The 25,850-nt window shown below is 71.1% G+C and carries 23 protein-coding genes; 7 read left to right on the forward strand and 16 right to left on the reverse strand.

Annotation, left to right across the window (positions count from 1 at the left end; all coding sequences use genetic code 11):
* Positions 1 to 55 precede the first annotated feature (55 nt).
* On the forward strand, positions 56 to 1,084 hold the full coding sequence (locus AC0VYM_RS20115) for a sugar isomerase (protein ID WP_475454464.1): 1,029 nt from the start codon (positions 56 to 58) through the stop codon (positions 1,082 to 1,084).
* On the opposite strand, the gene AC0VYM_RS20120 is transcribed toward AC0VYM_RS20115, so the two are convergent.
* The 10 genes from AC0VYM_RS20120 to hisD form a co-directional block, all read right to left on the reverse strand.
* The gene (locus AC0VYM_RS20120; RefSeq protein ID WP_475454466.1) at positions 1,054 to 2,907 is read right to left on the reverse strand and encodes an ABC transporter ATP-binding protein; all 1,854 of its coding nucleotides are present in this window, start codon (positions 2,905 to 2,907) and stop codon (positions 1,054 to 1,056) included. The two genes, AC0VYM_RS20115 and AC0VYM_RS20120, sit on opposite strands and share 31 nt — an antisense overlap.
* Positions 2,904 to 4,946, reverse strand: a complete 2,043-nt coding sequence (locus AC0VYM_RS20125; protein WP_475454468.1) for an ABC transporter ATP-binding protein — start codon at positions 4,944 to 4,946, stop codon at positions 2,904 to 2,906. Before AC0VYM_RS20125 ends, AC0VYM_RS20120 begins: the two co-directional genes overlap by 4 nt.
* A gap of 280 nt (positions 4,947 to 5,226) precedes the next feature.
* A complete protein-coding gene (locus AC0VYM_RS20130; protein WP_475454470.1) occupies positions 5,227 to 6,099 on the reverse strand; it encodes a peptidoglycan-binding domain-containing protein in 873 nt (290 codons plus the stop codon).
* Between the two features lie 192 nt (positions 6,100 to 6,291).
* On the reverse strand, positions 6,292 to 7,065 hold the full coding sequence (gene hisF, locus AC0VYM_RS20135; RefSeq protein ID WP_475454472.1) for an imidazole glycerol phosphate synthase subunit HisF: 774 nt from the start codon (positions 7,063 to 7,065) through the stop codon (positions 6,292 to 6,294).
* Entirely contained in the window at positions 7,062 to 7,820 is a 759-nt protein-coding gene (gene priA / locus AC0VYM_RS20140; RefSeq protein WP_475454474.1) for a bifunctional 1-(5-phosphoribosyl)-5-((5-phosphoribosylamino)methylideneamino)imidazole-4-carboxamide isomerase/phosphoribosylanthranilate isomerase PriA, read from the reverse strand. The genes hisF and priA overlap by 4 nt, the downstream gene beginning before the upstream one ends.
* 237 nt (positions 7,821 to 8,057) lie before the next feature.
* Positions 8,058 to 8,708, reverse strand: coding sequence for an imidazole glycerol phosphate synthase subunit HisH (gene hisH / locus AC0VYM_RS20145; RefSeq protein WP_475454476.1), 651 nt, complete (start codon positions 8,706 to 8,708; stop codon positions 8,058 to 8,060).
* Between the two features lie 52 nt (positions 8,709 to 8,760).
* Positions 8,761 to 8,922 carry a hypothetical protein gene (locus tag AC0VYM_RS20150; protein WP_475454478.1) on the reverse strand — a complete coding sequence of 54 codons (162 nt, stop codon included), beginning with the start codon at positions 8,920 to 8,922 and terminating at the stop codon, positions 8,761 to 8,763.
* On the reverse strand, positions 8,923 to 9,516 hold the full coding sequence (hisB, locus tag AC0VYM_RS20155) for an imidazoleglycerol-phosphate dehydratase HisB (RefSeq protein ID WP_475454480.1): 594 nt from the start codon (positions 9,514 to 9,516) through the stop codon (positions 8,923 to 8,925).
* Positions 9,517 to 9,583: 67 nt separating this feature from the next.
* Entirely contained in the window at positions 9,584 to 10,666 is a 1,083-nt protein-coding gene (locus AC0VYM_RS20160; RefSeq protein ID WP_475454482.1) for a histidinol-phosphate transaminase, read from the reverse strand.
* A gap of 199 nt (positions 10,667 to 10,865) precedes the next feature.
* The gene (hisD, locus tag AC0VYM_RS20165; RefSeq protein WP_475454484.1) at positions 10,866 to 12,170 is read right to left on the reverse strand and encodes a histidinol dehydrogenase; all 1,305 of its coding nucleotides are present in this window, start codon (positions 12,168 to 12,170) and stop codon (positions 10,866 to 10,868) included.
* Between the two features lie 250 nt (positions 12,171 to 12,420).
* On the opposite strand from hisD, the gene AC0VYM_RS20170 reads away from it, so the two are divergent.
* From AC0VYM_RS20170 to AC0VYM_RS20185, 4 genes are all read left to right on the forward strand, one after another.
* Positions 12,421 to 12,981, forward strand: coding sequence for a ferritin (locus AC0VYM_RS20170; protein ID WP_475454486.1), 561 nt, complete (start codon positions 12,421 to 12,423; stop codon positions 12,979 to 12,981).
* A gap of 97 nt (positions 12,982 to 13,078) precedes the next feature.
* A complete protein-coding gene (locus tag AC0VYM_RS20175; protein WP_475454487.1) occupies positions 13,079 to 13,861 on the forward strand; it encodes an LON peptidase substrate-binding domain-containing protein in 783 nt (260 codons plus the stop codon).
* 151 nt (positions 13,862 to 14,012) lie between these two features.
* Positions 14,013 to 14,468, forward strand: a complete 456-nt coding sequence (gene ybaK / locus AC0VYM_RS20180) for a Cys-tRNA(Pro) deacylase (RefSeq protein WP_475463131.1) — start codon at positions 14,013 to 14,015, stop codon at positions 14,466 to 14,468.
* Between the two features lie 156 nt (positions 14,469 to 14,624).
* On the forward strand, positions 14,625 to 16,493 hold the full coding sequence (locus tag AC0VYM_RS20185; RefSeq protein ID WP_475454489.1) for an AMP-dependent synthetase/ligase: 1,869 nt from the start codon (positions 14,625 to 14,627) through the stop codon (positions 16,491 to 16,493).
* A 27-nt stretch (positions 16,494 to 16,520) separates the two neighbouring features.
* Here AC0VYM_RS20185 and AC0VYM_RS20190 read toward each other — a convergent pair whose 3' ends face one another.
* The gene (locus tag AC0VYM_RS20190; RefSeq protein ID WP_475454491.1) at positions 16,521 to 17,150 is read right to left on the reverse strand and encodes a hypothetical protein; all 630 of its coding nucleotides are present in this window, start codon (positions 17,148 to 17,150) and stop codon (positions 16,521 to 16,523) included.
* 78 nt (positions 17,151 to 17,228) lie between these two features.
* On the opposite strand from AC0VYM_RS20190, the gene AC0VYM_RS20195 reads away from it, so the two are divergent.
* Positions 17,229 to 17,762, forward strand: a complete 534-nt coding sequence (locus AC0VYM_RS20195; RefSeq protein ID WP_475454493.1) for a DinB family protein — start codon at positions 17,229 to 17,231, stop codon at positions 17,760 to 17,762.
* Between the two features lie 61 nt (positions 17,763 to 17,823).
* Here the strand turns inward: AC0VYM_RS20195 and AC0VYM_RS20200 are convergent, their stop codons facing one another.
* Both AC0VYM_RS20200 and dnaE read right to left on the reverse strand, forming a co-directional pair.
* On the reverse strand, positions 17,824 to 18,621 hold the full coding sequence (locus AC0VYM_RS20200; RefSeq protein ID WP_475454495.1) for a PadR family transcriptional regulator: 798 nt from the start codon (positions 18,619 to 18,621) through the stop codon (positions 17,824 to 17,826).
* A gap of 160 nt (positions 18,622 to 18,781) precedes the next feature.
* Complete coding sequence (gene dnaE / locus AC0VYM_RS20205; protein WP_475454496.1) at positions 18,782 to 22,345, reverse strand: DNA polymerase III subunit alpha; 3,564 nt, start codon at positions 22,343 to 22,345, stop codon at positions 18,782 to 18,784.
* A 275-nt stretch (positions 22,346 to 22,620) separates the two neighbouring features.
* On the opposite strand from dnaE, the gene AC0VYM_RS20210 reads away from it, so the two are divergent.
* Positions 22,621 to 23,883, forward strand: a complete 1,263-nt coding sequence (locus AC0VYM_RS20210) for an endonuclease/exonuclease/phosphatase family protein (protein WP_475454498.1) — start codon at positions 22,621 to 22,623, stop codon at positions 23,881 to 23,883.
* Positions 23,884 to 23,925: 42 nt separating this feature from the next.
* On the opposite strand, the gene AC0VYM_RS20215 is transcribed toward AC0VYM_RS20210, so the two are convergent.
* The 3 genes from AC0VYM_RS20215 to AC0VYM_RS20225 all read right to left on the reverse strand — a co-directional run bounded on the left by AC0VYM_RS20215 (position 23,926) and on the right by AC0VYM_RS20225 (position 25,765).
* Entirely contained in the window at positions 23,926 to 24,249 is a 324-nt protein-coding gene (locus AC0VYM_RS20215; protein ID WP_475454500.1) for a chorismate mutase, read from the reverse strand.
* A 249-nt stretch (positions 24,250 to 24,498) separates the two neighbouring features.
* A complete protein-coding gene (locus AC0VYM_RS20220) occupies positions 24,499 to 25,161 on the reverse strand; it encodes a PaaI family thioesterase (protein ID WP_475454502.1) in 663 nt (220 codons plus the stop codon).
* 166 nt (positions 25,162 to 25,327) lie between these two features.
* Entirely contained in the window at positions 25,328 to 25,765 is a 438-nt protein-coding gene (locus AC0VYM_RS20225; protein WP_475454504.1) for a GNAT family N-acetyltransferase, read from the reverse strand.
* Positions 25,766 to 25,850: the final 85 nt, after the last annotated feature.

Genomic DNA, 25,850 nt, shown 5'->3' on the forward strand with positions numbered 1-25,850 from the left:
GTGCGTGCGTCCGTGACGTCGCCGTTCCGACGGTTCTGCCAGCTTGGGAGCTCCCGTGACCGCCGAGCACCTGTCCGCCGACCTGGCGGGGAAACCCGCCGCGTTGACCGAGCTCGCCCAGCGCTTCCCTCGCTGGGACCCCTACGCCGCGCTGCCCGCGCTGTTGGGGGACGAACCCGGGTCGGTGCGGTTCCTCGCGCTGGGTCCGGCGCGGCGCGCGTGCGAGGTGGCGGCGGCGCGGCTGCGGCGCGGGGGCGTGGCCGCGCACGCCGACTTCTCCTCCTCGGTCGAGGAGCCGCCCGCCGGGCCGGAGACGCTCGTGGTGGCGGTGAGTCTGGGCGACGGCCAGCGGGAGCTGCACTCGGCGCTCGACCGGTACGTGGGGCGTTCACCGGTGATCGTGCTGGCGCCGGACGAGGACGCGGTGGTGGGTCGGTACGCGGACCTGCTGGTGCCGCTGCGGGCGGGCGAGGAGCGGTCCGGGCTGGGGTGCCGCGCCTACCAGCACGCCCTGGCGTTGCTGCTGTTGCTGGGGCACCGGCTGGGGGCGCCGGCGACGGGCGGCAGCGCCAACTTCCCGGGGCTGCTCCAGCGGGTCGCCAACGCTTCGCGGGTGCTGTTGGAGGGCGCTCCGGAGTGGGTGCCCGAGGCGGCGCGGGTCCTGGACTCCCCCGACGGGGTGCGGCTGGTGGCCCCCGCCGAGCGGTTGGCCTCCGCCGAGCAGGGGGTCCGGGTGCTGCGCAGGGGGCCGATCCGGGTGGCGCACGCCGCGGAGACCGGTGAGTGGTCGCACTCGGACCGGTACCTGGCGGCGGTGTCGGACTACCGGGCCCTGCTGTTCGCGGGTTCCGCCTACGACCAGCGTTTCGCGGAGCACCTCGGGCAGCTGCGCGGTTCGTTCGTGGCGGTGGGAGCCACCCCCGGACGCGAGCGCGTTCCGGGGGTGGCGCTGAGCGTGCGCTACCCGGGTGACGGCGACCCCGACGTGAGCCTGCTGACCGAACCGCTGGTCGCGGAGCTGCTGGCGGCCCACTGGTGGAGGGGTCGGGAGCGTCAGGCGGAGGAGCGGACCCAGGAGGCGTAGAGGTCCGCGTACACGCCGGGCCGGTCCACCAGTTCGTCGTGGGATCCGCTCTGGACGATGCGGCCGCCGTCGAACACCAGGACCCGGTCGGCGGCCTCGGCCGTGGACAGGCGGTGGGCGATGGCGACGGACGTGCGGCCCCGGGTCAGCCGGTCCAGGGCCCGCTGGATGCGGACCTCGGTGTGCGGGTCCACAGCCGAGGTGGCCTCGTCCAGGACGAGGAGGTCCGGGTCCGCGATGTAGGCGCGCACAAGGGCCACGAGCTGGCGCTCCCCCGCTGACAGGGACTCCCCGCGTTGGCCCACCGGGGTGTCCAGGCCGTGCGCGAGGCTGCCCAGCCAGTCCGCCAGGCCGAGCTCGGTGATGGCCGCCTCCAGCTCGGCGTCGGTGCTCTCGGGGCGGGCGAAGCGGATGTTGTCGCCCAGGGAGCTGTCGAACAGGAACCCCTCCTGGGGGACCATGACGACGCGGCTCCGCAGTGAGGAGAAGGAGACCTCGCGCAGGTCCGCCCCGTCCAGGCGGACGGTGCCGGACGCGGGGTCCATGAGGCGGGTGAGGAGCTTGACGAAGGTGGTCTTCCCGGACCCGGTCTCTCCGACGACCGCGACCCTGGTGCCCGGGGTGATCTCGACGTCCACGTCGTCCAGGACGACGGGGCCCTCGGGGTAGGAGTAGGTGACCCGGTCGAACCCGACCCGGACCGGCCCGCGCGGCAGCACGCGCCCGGCCTCGCCGGGGTCCGCGATGTCGGGGACCGTGTCCAGCACCCCGAGGACGCGCCGCCAGCCCGCGATGGCGTTCTGGGCCTCGTTGAAGATCTCCGTGGCCATCATCATGGGCTGGATGAACAGCGTCATGAGGAAGAGGAAGGCGATGAGCTGACCCGCGGTGAGGTCTCCCCCGACGCCCAGCCAGACGCCGACCAGGACCACGGCGACGTTGCCGAGGGCGGCGATGATCTCCGCGAAGGGCGAGACGGCCATGGACAGCCGCTGCGCCCTGACCTGGGCGTGCCGGGTGGCCAGCACCGTGGTGTCGATGCGTCCGGCGGTGCGCTCCTCGGTTCCGTGGGCGCGGATGACGGCGGCGCCCATCACGGTCTCGCCGATGGCGCCGAGCATGTCGCCGGTGCGCTCGCGGACCGTGAGGTAGGCCTTGGACAGCAGCTTCTGGAGCCAGCGGACCCCGAACAGCAGCGGCAGGAAGCAGATCCACACCACGAGGGTCAGCTGCCAGGAGTAGACCGCCATGAGGGTGGTGGCGACCAGGAGCTGGCCGACGCTGACCAGCAGGAGCAGACCGCCCCACTGCATGAAGGTGCTGATCTGGTCGACGTCGCCGGTGACCCGGGAGACCAGGGCGCCCTTGCGCTCGCTGTTCTGGGTGAGCACGGACAGGTCGTGGACGTGGCGGAAGGCCTTGCGGCGCAGGGTGGCCAGCCCGGACTCGGTGGCCCGGTACAGGCGCAGGTTCATCAGGTACGAGCAGAACATGGTGACCACGAGCAGCCCGGCGCAGACCGTCACCATACGGGTCACGAAGCCGAGGTCGGGGCCGCCCTCCCCGGTGAGCCCGTTGTCGATGATCTGCTGGACGGCGACGGGGACGATCACCTTGCCCGCGGTGGCGACCAGGGCGAAGAGCAGTGTGAGCCACAGACCCCGGGCGAACTCAGGGGACAGCTGGAGGCCGCGCCGGATGGTGCCGAGCGCGGAGTCCTGGTTCCGGTGCAGGGAGAGGACGGGGTCGCGTTCGGGGCGCCCCGCCCCCGCCTCCGCCTGTTCCGACCTGTCGTCGGTACGGGGCTGGGTCGGTGCGCTCATCGGCTGGTCTCCTCGGCGGCGTCGGTGGCGTGTCCTCCGGTGGGCAGGTGCGGTTCCGCGGGTCCGGGCTCCTCCGGTATGGGGGCGCGCTCGCTCTCGTTCTCGGCCGAGGCGCGCTCGTAGGCGGTGACGAGCCTGTTGTAACCGCTGGAGGTCACCAGAAGCTCGGAGTGGGTGCCGCGCGCCAGGACGCGGCCTCCCTCCATGTAGAGGACCTCGTCCGCGAGCTCGATGGTGGCCCTGCGGTAGGCCACGACGACCACGGTGGCGGCGTCGTCGCGTTCACGGAGTCCGGCCAGGATCTGCGCCTCGACCTGCGGGTCCACGGCCGAGGTGGCGTCGTCCATGATCAGCAGGCGGGGGCGGCGGACGATGGCGCGGGCCAGGGCGAGGCGCTGGCGCTGGCCGCCGGACAGCGTGGTGCCCTTCTCCCCGAGGCGGGCGTCGAGGCCGCCGTCGAGTTCCGCGATGAACCCGTCGGCGCGTGCCAGACGGAGCGCGGCCCAGATCTGTTCGTCGTCGACACCGGCCGCGCCCAGGGAGACGTTGTCGCGGACGGAGTCCTCGAACACGAAGGTGCCCTGGGGCACGAGGGCCGCGTGGCGCGGGATCTGGCCCCGGGCGAGGTCGCGCACGTCGACGCCGTCGTAGCGGACGGCGCCGGACTCGGGGTCGACCAGGCGCATGAGGACGGTGGTGAGGGTGGACTTGCCCGACCCGGTGGGCCCGACGAGGGCGACGGTGCGCCCGGGGGCGATGTCGAGGTCGACGCCGTTGAGCACGGTGGTGCGGGCCCCGGTGACGGTGTGGTCCAGGAGGTCGCGGCCCCCGCCGTCGGCGTCGGTGTCGGCTTCGTAGGCGTCCGCGTAGGAGAAGGTGACGTCGCGGACGCTGAGCGCGAGGCCGCGCTCGGTGGTCTCCAGGGTCTGGTCGCCGTGTTCCATGGCGCCGTCGGAGTTGAGCACGGACTGGACGCGGTCCCAGCCGACGACGCTGCGGGGCAGGTCACCGAGGATCCATCCGAAGGAGCGGATGGGCAGGGCGAGGAGCGTGAAGAGGAAGGCGATCTGGACGAGCTCGCCGGGTTCGATGGCGCCGGTGGACAGGCGCCACATACCGAGGAGGAGCACGGCGAGCACACCGAAGTTGGGCAGGGCCTCGGTGAAGGGGTCGAAGATGGAGCGCATGCGGCCGACCTGGATGAGGGCGTCGCGCAGGCGGTGGGCGGACCGGGTGAAGCGTTCGGTCTCGGTGTCCTCGCGGCCGAGGGTCTTGACGACGAGGGCGCCGTCGAAGGACTCGTGGGCGACCCCGCTGACCTCGGCGCGCAGGGCCTGGGCCCGGGAGGCCATCGGGGAGACGCGGCGCTGGAAGACGACGTTGGCGGCGGCCAGGATCGGGAAGACCACGAAGGCGACCAGGGCGAGGACCGGGTCGGTGACGATCATCGCGACGGAGGCGATGACCAGCATGAACACGCTGCCGACTGCCATGGGGAGTGGTGCGAGGGGCTGCCAGGCGGCTTCGACGTCGGCGTTGGCGTTGGACAGGAGCTGGCCGGTGGGGTGGCGGTGGTGCCAGGAGAGCGGGAGTTCGAGGTACTTGCGGGCGACGGCGCGGCGGTAGCGGGCCTGCATGCGGTACTGCATGAGCCCGGCGAGCAGGCGGCGCAGGGCGAGCCCCACGGCCTTGCCGAGTCCGACCGCCATGAGCAGGGCTGCGGCGGCGACGAGCGCGGCCGCCGTGGTCTCCCCGGCGGAGAAGGCGGGGAGGATGGTGTTGTCGGTGAGGTGTCCCAGCACGGAGGCGGAGCCCACGGACACACCCGCGTGCAGCATGGCCCCGGCGACGGCGGCGAGGAAGATCCACGGTTCGGTGCGGGCGGCGACGCCCAGCACGCGCATCCCCCGGGCGAAGACGCCCTTGTGGGGGTCGGTGGCCTGGTCGGGGCTGGTGGTGTCGGCGCTCTCGGCGGTGGGTTCGCCGGGCGGGTCCGCCTCCCGTGTCGCCTGGTTCGCCGTCGTGGTGCCCTGCGCCATACGCCCCCGCTTCCTCTTCTTGACCGGCTCGCTCCGACCGCCCGGCCCGCGTTCCGTCCGTTCCCGGGCATGCCGACGGGCACGGGTCGCGTGTTTGGGCCAACCTATCCAGCGGCACCGACAGCCGCCACCGGATTGTTTCAGCGCGGGACACATCCGTGCTATTCCGTACAACGGGAACTTCCCGGAGGTCCCGGGGCGTACACACGCGTCGGGCCCGGTACGCCGCGGGTGGCGTTCCGGACCCGACCTTCGTTACGTCAGGTGGTGCGGGTGCGGGCTAGGAGCCGCGCACCGCCTCCAGCTCACGGGCCTGGTCGCCCTCCTCCACGGGAGCGTCCTGGGCCGGGGCCTGCTCGGCAGGACGGCCCTGACCGGCGGGACGCACCTGCTCCGCGGGACGGCCCTGACCGGCCGGACGCACCTGCTCCGTGGGAGCCTGCTCAGCGGCTTCCTCGCTCGGGGCCTGCTCCGCGGGAGCCTGCTCGGCGGCGCCCTCGGCCGGAGCCTGCTCGGCGGCCTCCTCGCCCGGGGCCTGAGCCCTGTTGGAGCAGCTGTCGACCCCGGTGATGCTGGCCTTGTAGGTCAGCCAGCCGTAGACGCCGTCGACGCCGATGCACTTCTTGCGCTGGAAGTTGCGGACGGCCCGCTCCGTGGCGGAGTTGTAGTGGCCGTTGACGGTCAGCCCGGCGTTGTCCTTCTCGTTGAGCAGCACCTGCACGGCGCGGACGCCGTAGCCGCGGTCGTCGCGCTGGAAGCCGTCGGCCTGGCTCGGGAACAGCTCGTTCCGGATCTTGATCCAGCTCTGCGACTCCAGGACGCCGTTGACGTCGATGCCCTCACGGTTCTCGAAGTCGCGGAGCGTGCGGTCGAACCCACGCGTGAACGTCTCGCTCGGGTTGTCGGTGATGTAGCCGAGGTGGTTCAGGAAGTACTGCGCGGCCAGGATGTCGACGCTGGGGCCGGGGTTCTGGAGCGAGTAGTTCGGCCAGACCTGGGCCTGGATCAGCTGGATGACCTCGTCCGGAGTGCGCTCGAAGTCGTCGGCCGCGGCGGTCGGCGCCATGAGGGCCATTCCGCCGATCGCGATGGCTCCGGCGGTGGCGAGGGAGGCGAACCGGCGAGCAAGGCCGGTGAAGACGTGCTTGGACATGATGGGCGACTATCTCCCTGTCGTGGCTGGTAAGACGCGCTCATGCTCACACGGATCACAGCTTGGTCAACGCCATGACACGCTTTGATTACTGACAGTAATCATTGACATGGTTGTGCAGGTCACAGGCCCCGAGCGAGTTCGCTCGGGGCCTGCTGTCAGTCATGGCGGCGTGTCGTGACCGCTTTCCTCCTACCGGACCGGATATCCGGCCTCACGCAGGCTCCGCTTGACGTCGGAGATGGTGAACTCCCCGAAGTGGAAGACGGTCGCGGCCAGCACCGCGTCCGCGCCCGCCGCCACCGCCGGGACGAAGTGCTCCACCGCGCCCGCACCGCCCGAGGCGATCAGCGGGACGTCCACCCTCGCGCGCACCGCGCGGATCAGCTCCAGGTCGAACCCGGCCCGGGTGCCGTCGGCGTCCATGGAGTTGAGCAGGATCTCCCCGGCGCCCAGCTCGGCGGCGCGCTCGCACCACTCCAGCGCGTCGAGACCCGCGCTCTCCCGGCCGCCGTGCGTGGTGACCTCGAACCCGCTGGGTGTGGGACGGCCGCCCTCACGCACCCGGCGCACGTCGGCGGAGAGCACCAGGACCTGGCGGCCGAACCGCTCGGCGATCTCCCCGATCAGCTCCGGACGGGCGATCGCGGCGGTGTTCACCCCCACCTTGTCGGCACCGGCGCGCAGCAGCCGGTCCACGTCCTCGGTGGTGCGGACCCCTCCCCCGACGGTGAGCGGGATGAACACCTGGTCGGCGGTGCGGCGCACCACGTCGAAGGTGGTCTCGCGGTTGCCGCTGGAGGCGGTGACGTCCAGGAAGGTCAGCTCGTCCGCGCCCCCGGCGTCGTAGGTGCCCGCGAGCTCCACCGGGTCACCGGCGTCGCGCAGGTTCTCGAAGTTGACGCCCTTGACCACGCGCCCGGCGTCGACGTCCAGGCACGGGATGACTCGGATGGCCAGGCTCACCGATCCGCACCCCGCACCGTGGTCAGGGCGTCCTCCAGGGTGAAGGCGCCCTCGTACAGGGCGGTGCCCATGATGGCGCCCTCCACTCCCAGCGGGACCAGGGAGGAGATCGCCTCCAGGTCGGCGAGGCTGGACACGCCGCCGCTGGCGACCACCGGCTTGTCGGTGCGCTCGCACACGGTGCGCAGCAGGTCCAGGTTGGGGCCCTTGAGGGTGCCGTCCTTGTTGACGTCGGTGACCACGTAACGGGCGCAGCCCTCGGACTCCAGGCGTTCGAGGGTCTGCAGCAGGTCGCCGCCGTCGCGGGTCCAGCCCCGGGCGGCGAGGGTCGTGCCGCGCACGTCCAGGCCGATCGCGATCCGGTCGCCGTGTTCCCCGATGATCCGGGCGCACCACTCCGGGTTCTCCAGGGCGGCGGTGCCGATGTTCACGCGCGTGCAGCCCGTGGCCAGGGCGGCGGTCAGGGACTCGTCGTCGCGGATGCCGCCGGACATCTCGACCTTCACGTCCAGGCGGTCGACGATGTCGCGCAGCAGGTCGCGGTTGTGGCCCCGGCCGAAGGCCGCGTCCAGGTCCACCAGGTGGATCCACTCGGCCCCGGCGTCACGCCAGGCGCGGGCGGCCTCGAAGGGGTCGCCGTACTGGCCGCCGGAGCCGGCCCTGCCCTGGACGAGCTGGACGGCCTGCCCGCCCGACACGTCCACGGCGGGCAGCAGTTCGAGTACGGGGGTCGACGGGGTGTGTTCGCCGGTCATGGTGCCTTCTCGTGCTCGGTTCGGTTCGGGGTCATGTGGGTTGCGCTGGGCAGGGGGGTGTTCTGTTCGGCGCCGGAGAGTCCGGGTTCAAGCAACACAGTGCAAGACGGGTCAAGCCGCTGGCGAGGAACGAGCGTCAGGCGTGGACGACGATGCCGTGTTGCCTTGACCCACATCCCTCTGCGAAGGCGCCGAACCCGGGCCGGAGCGAAGCGGGGGCCCAAGGAGACACGGCGGTCACAGTGTGCCGACCCAGTTGGCCAGGACGCGGGCTCCGGCGTCACCGGACTTCTCCGGGTGGAACTGGGTCGCGCTGAGCGGACCGTTCTCCACGGCCGCCACGAAGGGCTCGCCGTGTTCGGACCAGGTCACCCCGGGACCGCGGATGCGGTCGCTGTGGCTGACGAACTCCCAGCGGCGGACCGCGTAGGAGTGCACGAAGTAGAAGCGCTCCTCGGGGCCCACGCCCGCGAACAGGCGCGTGTCCTCGGGCGGGGTGACGGTGTTCCAGCCCATATGGGGGACGACGGGCGCCCTGAGGCGTTCGACCGTGCCCGGCCACTCGCCGCAGCCCTCGGTGGCGCGGTCCTCGGCGTGGACGTCGGCCTGTTCGACGCCCCGGTCGAAGAGGACCTGCATGCCCACGCAGATCCCCAGGACGGGGCGGCCCCCGGCCACGCGGCGACCGATGATCCGGTCTCCCCCGGCCGCCCTGAGGCTGGCCATGCAGGCGCTGAAGGCACCCACCCCGGGAACGACCAGCCCGTCCGCGTCGAGCGCGGCGTGCGGGTCGGAGGTGACGGTGACGTCGGCACCGGTGCGCTCCATGGCGCGCTGGGCCGAGCGGAGGTTGCCCGACCCGTAGTCGAAGACGACCACACGTGACATTCGAGTGTGTGCCCTTCCGTTGGTGAGGTGAGCGGCCCTGGGAGCGGGCTGACTAGAAGTAGCCCAGCCGTAGCACGCCGGAGACCACGGCGAGGGCGACGCATCCGGCCAGGGCTCCGGCGATGAGGCGGTTCCTCCCCCACAGCGCGTACACGCCGCCGGCGAGGAAGCCGCCCAGGACGAGCAGGAACAGGCCCCAGAGGTCGGTGTCCATCTACAGGACGCCCTTGGTGGAGGGCACCCAGTCCACGCGCGGGTCGTTCTCGGTGGCCGTGCGCAGCGCGCGGGCGAACGCCTTGAACTGCGCCTCCACGATGTGGTGGGCGTTGCGGCCGTAGGGCACGTGGACGTGCAGGGCCACACGGGCCTGGGCCACGAACGACTCGAAGATGTGGCGGGTCATGGTCGTGTCGTAGTCGCGGCCGATGATCGGCGCCATGCCCTCGGGCTCGGTGTGCACGAGGTAGGGACGGCCGGAGACGTCGACGGTGACCTCGGCCAGGGCCTCGTCGAGGGGCACCTTGGCGTCGGCGAAGCGGCGGATGCCCGCGCGGTCACCGAGGGCCTCGCTGAAGGCGGCGCCCAGGGCGAGGGCGGTGTCCTCCATGGTGTGGTGCGAGTCGATGTGCAGGTCGCCCTCGGTGCGCACGGTGAGATCGAAGAGCCCGTGCTTGGCGAGCTGGTCGAGCATGTGGTCGAAGAAGCCGACCCCGGTGGAGACGTCGGCGACGCCGGTGCCGTCCAGGTCGACCTCGACCATGACCTTGGTTTCCTTGGTTGCGCGTTCGACGCGCCCGATGCGGCTCATGGTGCCTGATCCTTGGTGGTGCTGTGGTGGTGGTGCGGTGCGGTGGTGCCGGGCGGGCCCGGCGCGGCTACCGGCCGGTGACCTTCAGGAGTGCCGCGCGGAAGGCGGCCATCTCCTCGCTGGTGCCGACGGTGACGCGCAGCCAGCCGTCGGGGCCGGTCTCTCGGATGAGGACGTCCTGGTCGAGCAGGTCCCGCCAGACCCGGTTCCGGTCCTCGAACTCACCGAACAGGACGAAGTTCGCGTCGGAGTCGGCCACGGAGAACCCCTGTTCCCGGAGCCAGACGACGAGGGCGTCGCGTTCGGCGCGCAGGTCCGCGACGGCGCCGAGGAGCTCCTCGGCGTGCTCCAGGGCGGTGACGGCCACCGTCTGGGTGACGGCGGACAGGTGGTAGGGCAGGCGGACCAGCTGGAGGGCGTCCACCACGGCGGGGTGCGCCGCGAGGTAGCCCACGCGCGCCCCGGCCAGGGCGAAGGCCTTGGACATGGTGCGCGAGACGATCACCCGGGGGTGGTCCGGCAGCAGGGACAGGGCGCTGGGCGTGTCCTCGCGGCGGAACTCGGCGTAGGCCTCGTCGACGACCACGACACCGGGGGCGGCCCGGACGACGCGCTCGATGTCGACGATCTCCAGGGCGGTACCGGTGGGGTTGTTGGGCGAGGTGAGGAAGACGACGCTGGGCTGGTGCTCCTCGATGGCGGCCAGGGCCGCGTCCATGTCGATCCGGAAGTCGGCGTCGCGCGGGACCGGCACCCAGTTCGTCCCGGTCCCCCGGGAGATGATCGGGTGCATGGAGTAGGAGGGCTCGAAGCCCATCGCCGTGCGCCCGGGGCCGCCGAAGGCCTGGAGCAGCTGTTGGAGGACCTCGTTGGAGCCGTTGGCCGCCCAGATGTTGGCGGCGGTCAGGCCGTGGCCGAGGTAGGCGGCCAGTCCCTCGCGCAGGCGGACCGCGTCCCGGTCGGGATACCTGTTGAGCCCCAGCGCGGTGTCCGCCACCGCCTCGGCCAGGGCCTTCGCCAGACGCGGGGAGGGCGCGTGGGGGTTCTCGTTGGTGTTGAGGACCACCGGCACGTCCAGCTGGGGTGCGCCGTAGGGCGCGTGTCCGCGCAGGTCGTCGCGGAGCGGCAGGTCGTTCAGGGTGAAGCTCACTGGGTTCACACTCGTGGTCGGTTATGGCGGGACGGGCCACCGGGGCCGCTGTGACCGCCGTGGTCACACGGGTCCCCGTGTCCGGTCGCCCCGCCGGGGCGGGCGTCTGACGGCCTCCGGTTCGCTTCGGCCGTTGTTCGGGCGCCGCCGGGGGCGGTCACCCCCGGCACCTCCCCGGAACTGCTGGAACACCCCCGGGTCAGGGCGTGTTCCCCTCCTCGGTGCGCGCGGCCACGGCCTCGCCGTGCGCGGGCAGGTCCTCGGCCTGGGACAGGGTGATGACGTGATGGGCGACGTCGGCCAGCGCGTCGCGGTCGTACTCGACGACGTGCACCCCGCGCAGGAAGGTCTGCACGCTCAGGCCGCCGCTGTGGCAGGCGCAGCCGCCGGTGGGCAGCACGTGGTTGGAGCCCGCGGCGTAGTCACCGAGGGAGACCGGGGAGTGGTCACCGACGAAGATGGCTCCGGCGTTGCGCACGCGCGCCGCCCGGGCCGGGGCGTCGGCGGTCATGATCTGCAGGTGTTCGGCCGCGTAGGCGTCGACGACGGCCAGCCCCTGTTCGAGGTCGTCCACCAGGACGATGCCGGACTGCGGGCCGGACAGGGCCTCGCGGACGCGTTCGCCGTGCTTGGTGGTGGCGACGCGCGCGGCGAGGCGTTCGGTGACCGCCTCGGCCAGGGCCTCGTCCGGGGTCACCAGCACGGAGGCGGCGACGACGTCGTGCTCGGCCTGGCTGATGAGGTCGGCCGCGACGTAGTCGGGGTTGGCGGTGGAGTCGGCGAGGATCGCGATCTCGGTGGGCCCGGCCTCGGCGTCGATGCCGATGACGCCCTTGAGGAGGCGCTTGGCGGCGGCGACCCAGATGTTGCCGGGTCCGGTGACCATGTCGGCGCGCTCGCAGTCGTCGGTGCCGTAGGCGAACATCGCGACGGCCTGGGCGCCTCCGACCGCGTACACCTCGTCGACGCCGAGCAGCGCGCAGGCGGCGAGGATGGTCGGGTGGGGCAGCCCGCCGAAGTCCTTCTGCGGCGGCGAGGTCACCGCGAGGGAGGACACGCCGGCCTCCTGGGCGGGGACGACGTTCATGATGACGCTGGACGGGTAGACGGCGCGGCCGCCCGGCACGTAGAGGCCGACGCGGTTGACCGGGATCCACTTCTCGGTGACGGTGCCGCCGGGGACGACCTGGGTGGTGTGGTCCTGGCGGCGCTGCGCGCGGTGCACCTTGCGGGCGCGGCGGATGGACTCCTCCAGCGCGGCGCGCACGGCGGGGTCGAGGTCGACCAGGGCGGCGTCGATGGCGTCCTTGGGGACGCGGACGTCGGTGAGCCGCACGCCGTCGAAGCGTTCGGTGAGTTCGACCAGTGCCTCGGTCCCGCGATGGCGGACGTCCTCGCAGAGCGGCCGCACGCGCTCGGTGGCGTCCGCCACATCGATTTCGGCGCGCGGAAGGGCGTCGCGCGGGTCGTCCTGGGAGCCTCGGAGGTCGATTCGACTGATCACGGTCCCAGTCTAGGGGGCTCGGCCCAATCCGTGGGTGGCGGAGTCCGGATGATGGACACCACACCCGCGCGACCGGCGCGAACCCCGCTCCCCGGCCCCCGCGCCCCCACCACTCCGAGTACGCGCGAATAAGCGTCACCTAAGTTTGGGACACCTTACCTAATTTGGCGGAAGAAAGGCTTGCCTAATTCATTGGGACACCACTCGAAGGGGTTTCGTAAAACGCTTTTGAATGGGTTATCGTGGTGGCATGACTTCGAACAAGACCGGCGATAGCAGCCATTCCAAGTTCCACCGTCTCCTCATCGACCAGGTGCGGCACGAGTTCACCGCCTCGCACCAGTACGTGGCGATCGCCGCCTGGTTCGACGACCAGGACCTGCCCCAGCTGGCCAGGGTCTTCTACGAGCAGTCCCTGGAGGAGCGCGACCACGCGATGATGATCGTGCGGTACCTGCTCGACAACGACGTCACCTTCGCCCTTCCCGGCGTGGACGAGATCGAGACCGATTTCGCCGTGGCCCGCGACCTGGTCGCCCTGGCTCTGCGCCAGGAGCGTGAGGTGACCGACAACTTCCAGCGTCTGGCCAGGGTCGCCCGCGACGAGGACGACTACACCGGAGAGCAGTTCCTCCAGTGGTTCATCCAGGAGCAGGTGGAGGAGGTCGCCACGATGTCGACCCTCCTGAACGTCGTGGACCGCGCCAACGGCAACCTGTTCGACGTGGAGACCTTCGTCGCCCGCGACATGCCGAGCGAGGACAACGGCAGCCAGGGCGCTCCGGGCACCGCGGGCCCCGCGGTCTCCTGACCGGCCGCGCCCCCGGCGCCGCCCGCGCACCCGCCCCGCCCGGAGCACCCCGGGCGGGGCGCCCGCGTCCGCGCCCCGGCGGGGGCATACTGGGACCATGCCAGAGGCGCTGCCGATCTTCCCGCTGAACACCGTGCTGTTCCCCGGTATGACGATCCCTCTCCACGTGTTCGAGAAGAGGTACCGTCGACTGGTCTCGGAGCTGCTCGGTCCGTCCCTGGCCGGGGGCGAGACGGGCGGCCGGGACCACGGTCCCGCCCGCTTCGGCGTCGTGTGGATCGAGCTGGGCCACGAGGTGGCCGGTGAGTCCGGGCAGGGATCGGCAGGCGCGGACACCGGGGTGCCCAACACCTCCGGACCCGGCGCGCCGGCCTCCCTCCCCCTGGTGAGCGCGACCGGGTGCACGGCCGTGGTGCGCGACGTGCGCACCTACGAGGACGGCCGGTACGACCTGGTGATCGAGGGCGGCACGCGGTTCGCCATCACGGACCTGTCGGACGTCGACACCTCCTCCACCGACGACTACTCCACGGCGGCGGTCTCCCTGCTCCCCGAACCCCTGGGCCCCGACGTCCAGGAGCACGCCGACCGGGTGCGGGACCTGTACGAGGTGTACGAGAGACGGCTCGCGGAGATCGGGATGGCGTCGGAGACCTCGGGTGACCTGCCGCGCGACCCGATCGCGCTGTCGTACTCCGTGGCGATCTCGGTGGTGCTGGACTCCGCGGAGAAGCAGCGTCTGCTGGAGGCCGAGGACGCGGCGACCCGGCTGGCGGTGGCCGCGCGCTTCCTGCGCAGGGAGAACCGGATCGTGGCCGCGCCCGACCTGCCCAACCTCCCCGCGGGCCCCTTCCTCGACAACGGGGTCTCCTTCAACTAGGGAGCCGTCCCCGGGACGCCGGGGCCCGACCGGGGACACCCGGCTCACCTGGTGCGGCGCCCCGCCTACGGAGGAGTAGCCTGCCCTGAGGTCGGAAGTACGAAGTGGAAGGCCCAGGTGACCCATGAGTGGAAGATCCACGCCCGCGACCGTGGCCGCCAGCAGGACCAAGACCACCTACACGTTGCACCCCTATGAGGTGGACGGGGGCGAGGGCCACTCCTACGGCGCGGACGCCGCCGACGCGATCGGGGTGCCGCACGAGCAGGTGTTCAAGACGCTGGTGGCCGAGGTGGACGGAGTGTTCACCGTCGGAGTGGTGCCGGTGAGCGCGTCGCTGGACCTGAAGGCACTGGCCGCGGCGGTCGGTGGCAAACGGGCGGCGATGGCCGACCCGGCCCGGGCGGAGAAGATCACCGGGTACGTGCGCGGCGGCATCAGCCCGTTGGGGCAGCGCAAACGGCTGCGGACGGTGATCGACTCCTCGGTGACGGAGCTGCGTTCGGTGTACGTCTCGGCCGGACGGCGGGGCCTCCAGATGGAGCTGACCCCCAAGGACCTCATCGCCCTGACCGAGGCGTCCCTCGCCCCCATCGGGACGGACTGAGCGGCCCCGGGTTCCGGGGGCGCCACCGACCCGGTGACGAGGTCCCGTGGTCCCGTGTCCGGACCCGGAATCCGCTGGGTCACAGGGGTCCGTGGACCCGCACACATTCGCGCACGGAGTGTTGCCCGACCCCCTACCCAGGGGTAGCTTTGTGACATGGGCAACACTTCATCCCCCTATCGGTCCGTTCCCGACATGTTCGTCTCCCGCGTCGCCGAATCCGGCGACCGGGAGGCGTTCACCTATCCGATCCCCTCCCCCACCGGTGGCAGCGAGAAGTGGGAGTCCCTGACCTGGAACCAGACCCGTGACCGCGTCCGCGCCCTGGCGTTGGGCCTGCACTCCCTGGGCCTGACCTCCCAGGCCCGGTGCGCGATCGCGTCGAGCACCCGCGTCGAGTGGGTCCTGGCCGACCTCGCGATCCTGTGCGCGGGCGGCGCCTCCACCACGATCTACCCCTCCTCCGGGCCGCCCGACTGCGCGTTCATCGTGTCCGACTCCGGCAGCATGGTGGCCTTCGCCGAGAACGACGAGCAGGTCGCCAAACTGGTGGAGCAGCGCGGCGCCATGCCCGGGCTGTCGCGGGTCATCGCCTTCGAGGGGGCGGCCGGGGGCGACGACGACTGGGTGATGAGCCTGTCCCAGCTGGAGGAGGTCGGGGCCGGCGTGCACGCCGAGCGGCCCGAACTCTTCGACGAACTGGTCTCCGCCGTCCGGTCCGACCACCTGGCGACGCTGATCTACACCTCCGGTACCACCGGCCGCCCCAAGGGCGTGCGCCTCGACCACGCCAACTGGCTCTACGAGGCCGAGGCGCTGCGGGTCATGGGCGACGAGATGCGCGCCCAGGGCTGGGAGATGCTCGACGCCGACGACGTCCAGTACCTGTGGCTGCCGCTCGCGCACAGCTTCGGCAAGGTCATGCAGGTCGCCCAGTTGCGCCTGGGGTTCACGACCGCCGTCGACGGCCGTGTGGAACGGATCGTCGACAACCTCGCCGTCGTGCGGCCCACCTTCATGGCCGCCGCCCCGCGCATCTTCGAGAAGGTGTTCAACCGGGTCGTCATGCAGGCCAAGGAGGGCGGTGCGGCCAAGTACCGGATCTTCAGGTGGGCCGTCGGCGTGGGCGACCAGGTGGCCCGTCTGCGGGAGGAGGGCCGGGAGCCCGGAGGGCTGCTCGCCGCCCGCTACAGGGTGGCCGACCGCCTGGTGTTCGCCAGGCTGCGTGCCCGTTTCGGTGACCGGCTGAAGTTCTTCGTGTCCGGCAGCGCGCCGCTGGCCCCCGAGATCGGGCGGTTCTTCTACGGCGCGGGGATCACCATCCTGGAGGGCTACGGACTGACCGAGACCTCGGCGGGCGCCTTCCTCACCCGGCCGGGTGACGTGCGGTTCGGCTCGGTGGGCCTGCCCCTGCCCGGGACGGAGGTGCGGATCGCGGAGGACGGCGAGGTCCTGCTGCGCGGTGGAAGCGTGATGCGCGGCTACCACAACCTGTCCGGCGCCACCCAGGAGGTCCTCGACGAGGCCGGCTGGTTCGCCACCGGTGACATCGGCGCCCTGGAGAACGGCCGCCTGCGGATCACCGACCGCAAGAAGGAACTGATCAAGACCTCGGGCGGCAAGTACGTGGCCCCGCAGAGCATCGAGAGCCGGTTCAAGTCCCTGTGCCCCTACGTGGGCAACCTGGTGGTGCACGGCGACCGTCGCCCCTACTGCGTGGCCCTGGTGACCCTGGACGCCGAGGCGATCGAGGTCTGGGCCGAGGCCAACGGTCTGGGCGCGCTGAACTACCTCGGTCTGACCAGGGAACCCAGGGTGCGGGCGATGCTCCAGGAGGCCATCGACGAGCTCAACCGCGGTCTGCCCCGGCACGAGTCCGTCAAGGACTTCGCCATCCTGCCGAACGAGCTCACGGTGGAACAGGGCGAGATCACGCCGAGCCTGAAGATGCGCCGCAGAGCGGTGGAGGAGCGGTACCGGGACCTGCTCGACGGCATGTACGGGGACTCGGTCCAGACCCTGTGAGCGCCGCGCGGAGCCCGGAGGAGACCGTCAGCCGGTTCCGGCGGTCCCCGCTCCCCCCGGGTGGGGGCCACCGGTCAGGGGGACGGCGTCCTCGGCCGGGATCCGGGTCCGAACGGGTTCGGGAACGCCCGGCTGGTCGCCGCGCATCAGGCTGAAGGCGTCCAGCAGCCCGTACTGGAGGACGTGCACGAAGGGCCACACGACCAGGAACGCGACGGCCTGGAGCTGGAGGGCCGCGACCACGGTGCCGCCGGGGTCGGTGGCCAGCACGGCCTCCCGGGCGGGGGCGTCCAGGGCGACACCGATCCGCCAGACCAGCAGGGACGCGGCCGCCGCACCGAGCGTGCCTCCGACGAGCCCGGCCATCCGCAGGTCCTGGAACCGGCGCCGGGCCAGCGAGAACTGGACCATGTAGGTGACGTAGCCGGTGACGAGCCCGGCCAGCGCGGTGATGACGACGTAGTAGCCCTCCCCCGCGAAGACCACCTCGGAGGCGCCGGTGAAGACCCCGCCGTCCGGCAGGACCACCACTTCGGGCCGTGGGGCGAGCCACCACCACAACGGCGCCAGGAGGGCGCCCAGCAGGGCGACACCCCCGAGGAAGGCCGCGCCCGTGACCAGGCCGCGTACCGGCGCGCCACCGCTCTGTTCCGCCATCAACCGCTCCTCATCATCGCCACCCGGCCCCACCGAAAACCAGTGGATACCGGACATGGCCCGAAGGAGAATACCGCCATGAGTGACAAGAGCAGCCTCCCGAGCCTCCCCGAGCGTGTCGATGCTCCCACAGCCGCCGACGAGCGCACGATGCTCCTGGCCTCGCTGGACTGGCAACGGGCGACGGTGCACCGCAAGTGCGCCGACCTGGCCGCCGGCCTCTCCGCGTCCGCACCGGTCCCGAGCTCACCGATGACCACCATCGGCGGGATCGTCTCCCACCTGCGCTGGGTGGAGGCGTACTGGTTCGACGTGGTGATGCTCAACCAACCCGACCGGGCGCCGTACTCGGCCGAGGACCCGGACGCCGAGTTCAGGGTGGGGGCGGAACGGCCCCTGGAGGAGCTCCTCTCCGAGTACGCCGACCAGTGCGGGCGTTCCCGGGAGGTCACCTCCCACCTGGAGCTCGGCAACTCCGCCCGCCGCGTGCTCAGGGAACGCGGGCGGGTGACCCTGCGCTGGGTGGTCCTGCACATGATCGAGGAGACCGCCCGGCACAACGGGCACCTGGACGTCCTCCGCGAGCTGGCCGACGGCGCCACGGGCCACTAGCCCTCCGGCGTGTTCGGGCCCGGGACGGTGCGTACCGTCCCGGGCCCGGGTCACGCGCGGATCAGTCCTCGTCGCCGTCCTCGGTGGTGTCGGCGTCCTCGTCGGCGAGGATCAGGTAGAGACCCCGCCGGGTCTCGGCCAGCAGACGCTTGGCGCGCTCCAGCTGCTCCGGGGTCCCCGCCTGGGCGACCTGGGACGCGGCGGCCGAGAGCTGGTAGGCCAGCGCGCCGATCTCCTCGTAGCGGGACCTGGCGTCGGCGTGGGCGTCCGCCCCCGCCTCCCAGGGCGGGGTGAGGTCGGCACCGTTCTCCTCCAGGTAGGCGATGCCCTCGTCGGTGAGCTGGTAGGGGCGACGGCGCCCCTCCCCCTCGATCTGCGCGACCAGGCCCTCGTCCTCCAGCTGTTGGAGCATGGGGTAGACGGAGCCGGGGCTGGGGCGCCAGACCCCGCCGCTGCGTTCGCGGCCCTCGCGGATGATCTCGTATCCGCTGCGCGGTTCCTCCGCCAGCAGCATGAGGATTCCGGTGCGGACGTCGCCGCGCCGTGCCCGGGTGCCTCCTCGGCGGGGTCCGTGTCCGCCCCCGAAGGGGAAGCCCGGACCGAACGGTGCTCCCGGGCCTCCGGGGCCGAAGGGCCCGCCCGGGGCCCCTCCCCACGGCGGGGGCGGCGACCCGGGCGGCCCGGGCGGGGGCGGCGGGTGGCCGAACCCGTCCCGTCGCGGACCCCGGTGCTCGTCGTGCGCCTGTCGCGGGTCGTGGTGTGCGCGGGGGCTGTCAGTGGGGCCCCAGGCCCAGGGGAGTCGGGGACGTTCGGTGCGTCCGCCCCAGGGCCAGGGGCCGGGAAGTGCCATCGCGGTCATGTCGTCTCCTTGCTGTCGAGTCATCCTGATCGTTCACGACTGTCATTCCGTGATCCGATAGCTCAAAGATATATCGCTAACTCGATCATGGCAAGGGCGCAGACAGAAGGATCCCCGTGTGCGGTGTCGCACACGGGGATCCCTGGAGGTCGCTGACCGGTCAGTAGTCGACCGAGTACGCCCCCAACAGGCTCTTCATCTCACCGTTGAACTCCGGGGAGATCCGCACCGAGTAACGGTCCACCGCGTAGATCCGGGAGCGCACCGGGTTGTCCACCCGGATCCGCACGGGGGTGTCCCCCTTGTGCGTGCTCAGCACCTGTCGCAGGTCGTCGACGAGCTCGGAGTTCAGCCGGTCCTCGGCAACGGTGAGCAGGACGGGCGGTTCGCCCTCGGTGACGTGGGAGATGTCGAGGATGGACATCTCGGAGGCGAACATCGACCAGGTGCCGTCCCGGTCGTTGAGCCGCCCCTTGACCGTGACCGCCGTGTCCTCCAGCAGCGCCTCCACGTACAGCGGATACGTCTTGGGGAAGAACAGCACCTCCATGCTGGCGTCCAGGTCCTCCACCGTGGCGATGGCCCACTGGTTGCCCGCCTTGTTGGTGCGCTTGTCCACCTTGGAGATCAACCCGGAGATCCGCACCTCACCGCGCTCGCGCGCCAACTCACCGGCGACGATCTGCGCGATCGAGGTGTCGCGCGAACGCGCCAGCACCCGCTCGGCCCCAGCGAGGGGGTGGCTGGACACGTACAGACCCAGCATCTCCCGCTCGAAGGCCAGCTTGGTCTTGCGGTCCCACTCCTCCTCGCCCCACTGGATGTTCAACCCGATCGGCGTGGAGTCGCCGTCGTCGTCACCGCCGCCGAACAGGTCGAACTGGCCGTGCGCCTCCTGCTTCTTGGAGCTGATCATCCCGTCCACCGCCACCTCGTGGTGCCGGTACAGCTCACGCCGGGGCTGACCCAGCGAGTCGAAACCGCCCGCCTTGACCAATGACTCGATCACGCGCTTGTTGCACGCCGCCAGCTCGATCTTGGAGAGGAAGTCCGTGAAGGACGAGTACTTGCCCTTCTCCGTGCGGGTCTTGACAATCGAGTTCACCACGTTCGCGCCCACGTTGCGCACCGCGCCCATACCGAAGCGGATGTCCTTGCCGACCGGGGTGAAGCGCAGACCCGACTCGTTGACGTCCGGCGGGAGCACCTTGATGCCCTGGGCCCGACACTCGGCCAGGTACACCGCCATCTTGTCCTTGTCGTCACTGACGGATGTCAACAGCGCGGCCATGTACGCGGCCGGGTAGTTCGCCTTGAGGTAGGCGGTCCAGTAGGAGACCAGCGCGTACCCGGCGGCGTGGGACTTGTTGAAGGCGTAGCCCGCGAAGGGAAGCATGACGTCCCAGAGGGCCTGGATGGCCTCCTGGGAGAAGCCGCGCTTCTTCGCCCCGGGGAAGAACTTGGCCTCCTCCTCTTCCAGGGCCTCCTTCTTCTTCTTGCCCATGGCGCGACGCATCAGGTCGGCGCCGCCCAGCGTGTACCCGGCCAGCTGCTGCGCGATGGCCATGATCTGCTCTTGGTACACGAGCAGATGGAAGGTCTCCCCCAGGATCGGCTCCAGGGCGTCCTTGAGGTCCGGGTGGATCGGGGTGATCTCCTGGCGCCCGTTCGAACGGTCCGCGTAGTCGTTGTGCGCGTTCGCGGCCATCGGGCCCGGCCGGTACAGGGAGAGGACGGCCGCGATGTCACCGAACTTCTTCGGTTCCATGCGCTTGAGGAGGTTGCGCATCGCGCCGCCGTCCAGCTGGAAGACGCCCAGGGTGTCGCCCCGGGAGAGCAGCTGGTAGGTCTTCCGGTCGTCGAGCGGAAGCTGGGCGAGATCGATGTCGGTCCCCTCGGCCTCCTTGATGCTCTTGACCGCGTCGTCCATGATCGTGAGGTTGCGAAGGCCCAGGAAGTCCATCTTGAGCAGGCCCATGTCCTCGCACTGAGGGTAGGGAAAGCCGGTGATGATGGCGCCGTCGGAGTCGCGCTTGTGCAGCGGGATCACGTCGAGCAGGGGCTCCTTGGACAGGATGACTCCCGCCGCGTGCACACCGGTGCCCCGGGTCAGGCCCTCGATCCCGCGCGCGGTCTCCATGACCTTGGCGACCTGCGGGTCGTTGTCCACCAGGCCGCGCAGCTCGGTGGTCTCGCTGTAGCGCTCGTTCTCGGTGTTGAACACCGCGTCGAGCGCGATCTCCTTGCCGCCGACCGCTGCGGGGAAGGCCTTGGTGATCTGGTCGCCCACCGAGTAGGGCATGCCCAGGATCCGGGTGGAGTCCTTCACCGCAGCCTTGGCCTTGATGGTGCCGAAGGTGAGGATCTGCGCGACTCGCTCCTCGCCGTACAAATGGGTGACGTAATCGATCATCTCGCCGCGCCGACGCTCGTCGAAGTCCAGGTCGACATCGGGCATCGTCACACGCTCGGGGTTGAGGAACCGCTCGAACAGCAGACCGTGCTCCAGCGGGTCCAGGTCGGTGATTCCCAGGACGTAGGCGATCATCGAGCCCGCCGCCGACCCACGGCCTGGGCCCAGGGCGATCCCGTTCTTGCGGGCGTGCTGGCAGATGTCGGAGACCACAAGGAAGTAGGCGGGGAAGCCCATCTCGTTGATGATGCCGAGTTCGAACTCCACCCGGCGGCGAACGTCGTCGCCCGCGCCGTCCGGATAGCGGGTCGGGAGCAGCCGTTCGACCTCCTTGGCCAACCATGAGGCCTGGGTCTCCCCTTCTGGGATGGGGAACTCCGGCATGAGGTCGCGGTGGGCGAAGACCTCATCGTAGGCACCAGCCTCGACCCGCTCCGCGATGAGCAGGGTGTTCTTGCACCCCTGCGCCCACTCGTCGAAGTTAAGCAGACCGCGCATCTCATCGGCGGTCTTCAGGTAGTAGCCCGAACCGTTGAACCGGAACCTGGTCGGGTCGTCCAGGTTCTTGCCCACGCCCACCGCAAGCAGTGCGTCGTGCGCCGAGGACTGGGACTCGTAGACGTAGTGCGAGTCGTTGGTGACCAGCGGCGGGATGCTCAGCTCACGACCGACCTTGAGCAGGCCGTCCCGGACCTCCTTCTCGATCGGTACGCCGTGGTCCATCAGCTCCAGGAAGACGTTCTCCTTGCCGAAGATGTCCTGGAGCCCGGCCGCGTATTCGATCGCCTCCTTCTCCTGCCCCAGCCTCAGCCGTGTCTGCACACCACCGGAGGGGCAGCCGGTTGAGACGATGATGCCCTCGTTGTACTGCTGCATGAGTTCGAGGTCCATGCGGGGCTTCATGTAGTAGCCCTCGGCTGAGGCCAGGGACGACATCCGGAAGAGGTTGCGCAATCCCTGCGCGTTCCGCGCGAGCATGGTCATGTGCAGGTACCGGCCGCCACCGGAGATGTCCTTGCCGCCCTCGGCCGAGGCGTCGTCCGAGGTGTTGGAACGCCCCCAGAAGACCCGCTTCTTGTGGAAGCGCGACTCGGGTGCGACGTAGGCCTCGATCCCGATGATCGGCTTGACGCCCGATCCCTTGGACTGTTGGTAGAACTCGTAGGCCCCGAACATGTTGCCGTGGTCGGTCATGGCCACGGCTGGCATCTCCAGCCGCGCGGCCTCCTTGAAGAGGGGCTTCAGCTTCGCCGCCCCGTCGAGCATCGAGTACTCGGTGTGGACGTGCAGGTGTGCGAAGGAGTCGGCCATGACGCGGGTGCCCCCAGGCGGGTAGACGGACGGGTGGTGTCCCCTGAGCCTACGACTTCCCCACGACTTTCGCGGACGCCTGTGGACAGCGGCCGACGCCTCCGCCCCTCCTGACCCGGGTCCGGGCGGGTCCGTCAGAGGAGCGGCGAAAGGGCTGGTGCGGGCCCCAGGTGGATCCGGCCGCCGTTCGGACGGTGCTGGTACACCGTTCGGACACGCGGGCCTGTTAGCCTCCGGCGGTCGACCCCCCTCCCCCGCCGAGAGGATCCCCTTCCGTGACCACCACGCCCCGCCGGATCGCCTCCACCGCCACGCTGGTGCTGGCCGCGTCGGCGCTGACCGCCCTGCCCTCGTCGGCGGCCGAGTCACCGTCGGTCCCGTCCCCGCCCGGAGCGCACGAGGTGCGCTTCGCGACCTTCAACACCGCTCTGGAACGGGGCGAGCAGGGCGCCCTCGTCGAGGAGCTGGCCACCCCCGACAGCGAACAGGCGCGCAACGTGGCCGAGATCATCCAGCACGTGCGTCCCGACGTGCTGCTGGTCAACGAGTTCGACTACGACGAGGAGGGCGCGGGGCCCCGGCTCTTCCAGGACAACTACCTGTCCGTGGGCCAGTCCGGCGCCGAGCCGATCGAGTACCCGTACGTGTACACCGCCCCGGTCAACACGGGCGTGTCCTCGGGTGTGGACCTCAACGGAGACGGCCGGGCGGTGACCGAGCCGGGCAGCCCCGAGTACGCCGAGGACGCCTTCGGCTACGGCCTCTTCCCGGGTCAGTACGGGATGGTCGTGTACTCGAAGTACCCGATCGTCACGGACGAGGTGCGCACCTTCCAGGACTTCCGCTGGGCGGACATGCCGGACGCGTTGCTGCCCACCGACCCGGAGACCGGTGAGCCGTACTACTCGGAGGAGGCCCTGGAGGTGCTGCGGCTGTCCTCCAAGAGCCACTGGGACGTCCCGATCGACACGGGGCGCGGCCGCCCGGTGCACCTGTTGGCCAGCCACCCGACGCCGCCGTCCTTCGACGGTCCGGAGAAGCGCAACGTGGCACGCAACCACGACGAGATCCGGTTCTGGGCCGACTACGTGACCCCGCGCGGGAGCTCGTACGTCTACGACGACCAGGGTGTGCGGGGCGGGCTCGCGCCGGGCTCCCCGTTCGTGATCGCGGGCGACCTCAACGCCGACCCCAACGACGGCGACGGGCACCCCGACGCCGTCGCCCAGCTGCTGGAGCACCGGCACGTCGTGGACGTGCGCCCCTCCAGCCAGGGCGGGCGCGGCGCGGCACAGCGGCAGGGCGGCGCGAACGAGGACCACGAGGGCGACCCGGAGCAGGACAGCGCCGACTTCAACGACGTGCCCGGCCCGGGCAACCTGCGGGTGGACTACGTCCTGCCGTCGCGGTCGCTGCCCGCGCGGGGTTCGGGCGTGTTCTGGCCGACCCTGGACGACCCGCTGTTCCGGCTGACCGGCGACTACCCGTTCCCCAGCTCCGACCACCGTCTGGTGTGGGTCGACCTGCTGCGGCCGTAGCGGAACGGCGGCGGGCCGGGCCCGCCGCCACCTCGTCGTCCGTCAGGCGTCGCCGGGGCCTCCGGTGCGGACCGCCTCCTCCTGGGCGGCGGCCAGACCGGCACTGATCACGCTGTCCATGATCTCGGCGAGGCGGTCCGCGCCCAGCCGGGGGGCGTGTTCGGCCATGCGCTCGACGAGGCGGCGCTCGCGGTCCATGTCGCGTCCGGCGAAGTATCCGACCGGTTTGAGGCGCTGGACCTGGGCGGCGACCAGGGCGCGGCGTTCGAGGAGCGCGGCGAGCTCGGCGTCCATCTGGTCGATCCGGCCGCGCAGGCGCAGGATCTGCTCGGCGGGGGGCGCGGGTTCGCTGTGGCGGTCGTGCACGGAGGTCCCTCTCGGGTGTGGATGCGTTCGCGGAGGCGGCGCGGCCGTACGACCCGTCGGGGAAGTGGGACTGGGACGTCGGCCGCCCGAAAAGACGAAAGAGCACCGGGCCGGTGCCCGAGTGCTCTGTTGCCGACGTTCCCGTTTCCGCCTACGTGCGAGCGGCCGACGGGTGCGTCGGCTGGCTAAACACGAAATAGCGGTGGGTCACGGTCGTGATGCTACTACACGCCGAGGGGGCGCCGCGGCTCACTCGGGGACCTCGACCTGGATCATGAGGCCGCTGGCCTCGGCGGTGACCTCTCCGTGGGCGCGGATCCGGCCGGCCACGAAGACCTTGCGGCCCTCGACCCGCTCCACCCAGGAGGTGATCTCCAGGGGGGTGAACAGCGGCGTGGGGCGGCGGTAGTCGATCTCCAGCCGCGCGGTCAGCCCCGGGCTGGTCTCGACCGAGGAGACGCTGCCGACGGCCTGGTCGAGCATGGCGGCGATCCAGCCGCCGTGGACCAGGCCGGGAGGGCCCTGGTAGACGGTGTTGAGGGTGACCTCGGCGCGCAGGCCTTCCTCGGTGCGGTCGAGGAAGAGCCTCGGGGCCGCCGGGTTGGTCTCGCCCTCGACGATGTTGGTGATGGTGCCGATCACGGTGGTGCCGTCGCCCAGTTCACGTCTGACCATGGTGCCGATCTCGCGGCGGGCGACGTTGAGGCGGTCGGTGAGGCCCTCGACCACGGCGGCGGTCTCGGCGAGGGTGTCGGAGTCGACCTCGGTGTTGGCGACGGCGTCGACGAGGTCGTGGACGCGGGAGACCAACGTGCGCAGTTCGGCGGGGAGCGCGTGGGCGTCGACGAGCGGGAGTCCGTAGGCTCGCGGGTCGTCGGGGCTCTCGGTGGCCGTCTGCGTGTTGACCGTCATGTGTTCCTCGTCGGATCGGTGTTCGTGCTCGTCGGCGGCGACGTGCTCGGCACGTCGGCGGGGCCGACACCAAAACCGAATCCTACTCGGTAGTACCCGGACGGGGTGGTCCGAGGGTGTGCGCTCCCTGTCACACCGGACCGGGAGCGCGCCCCGTCAGGCCCGGTCAGCCGAGCTTGTGCTCCATGTGCAGGTGCGGAATCCCGGCGTCCATGAACTCCTCGCCGTGGGCGGAGTAGCCCAGCCGCTCGTAGAAGCCCAGCGCGTGCGTCTGCGCGTGCAGTTCCACCCGTTCGAGCCCCGACTCACGGGCCAGGTCCTCCGCGGCGCGCACCAGCGCGGCGCCGGTCCCCTTCCCCCGCCCGGCGGGCAGGACGGCCATCCGGCCCAGGAGGCCGGAACCGTCCCCCTGGTCCACGAGTCGGACCGTGCCCACGGGGTTTCCGTCCACGAGGGCGAGGAGGAAGGAGGCGGTGGAGTCGCGGTCGTCCCACTCCTCCTCGATGGGGACCTGCTGTTCGGCGACGAAGACGGCTCCCCGGATCACGAAGACGGCAGCGCGGTCGCGCGCGCCCTCGGCCCGGCGGATCTGTGGCTTGCTCATGGGCGCAGACTATCCGCGCGCCGACACCACGCACTCCGGCGGACCCGCCGTGACCCGTGCGGGGCCGGTCCCCCGCCCTGCCACC

It is taken from the genome of Nocardiopsis sp. iso_237, from assembly GCF_056173345.1.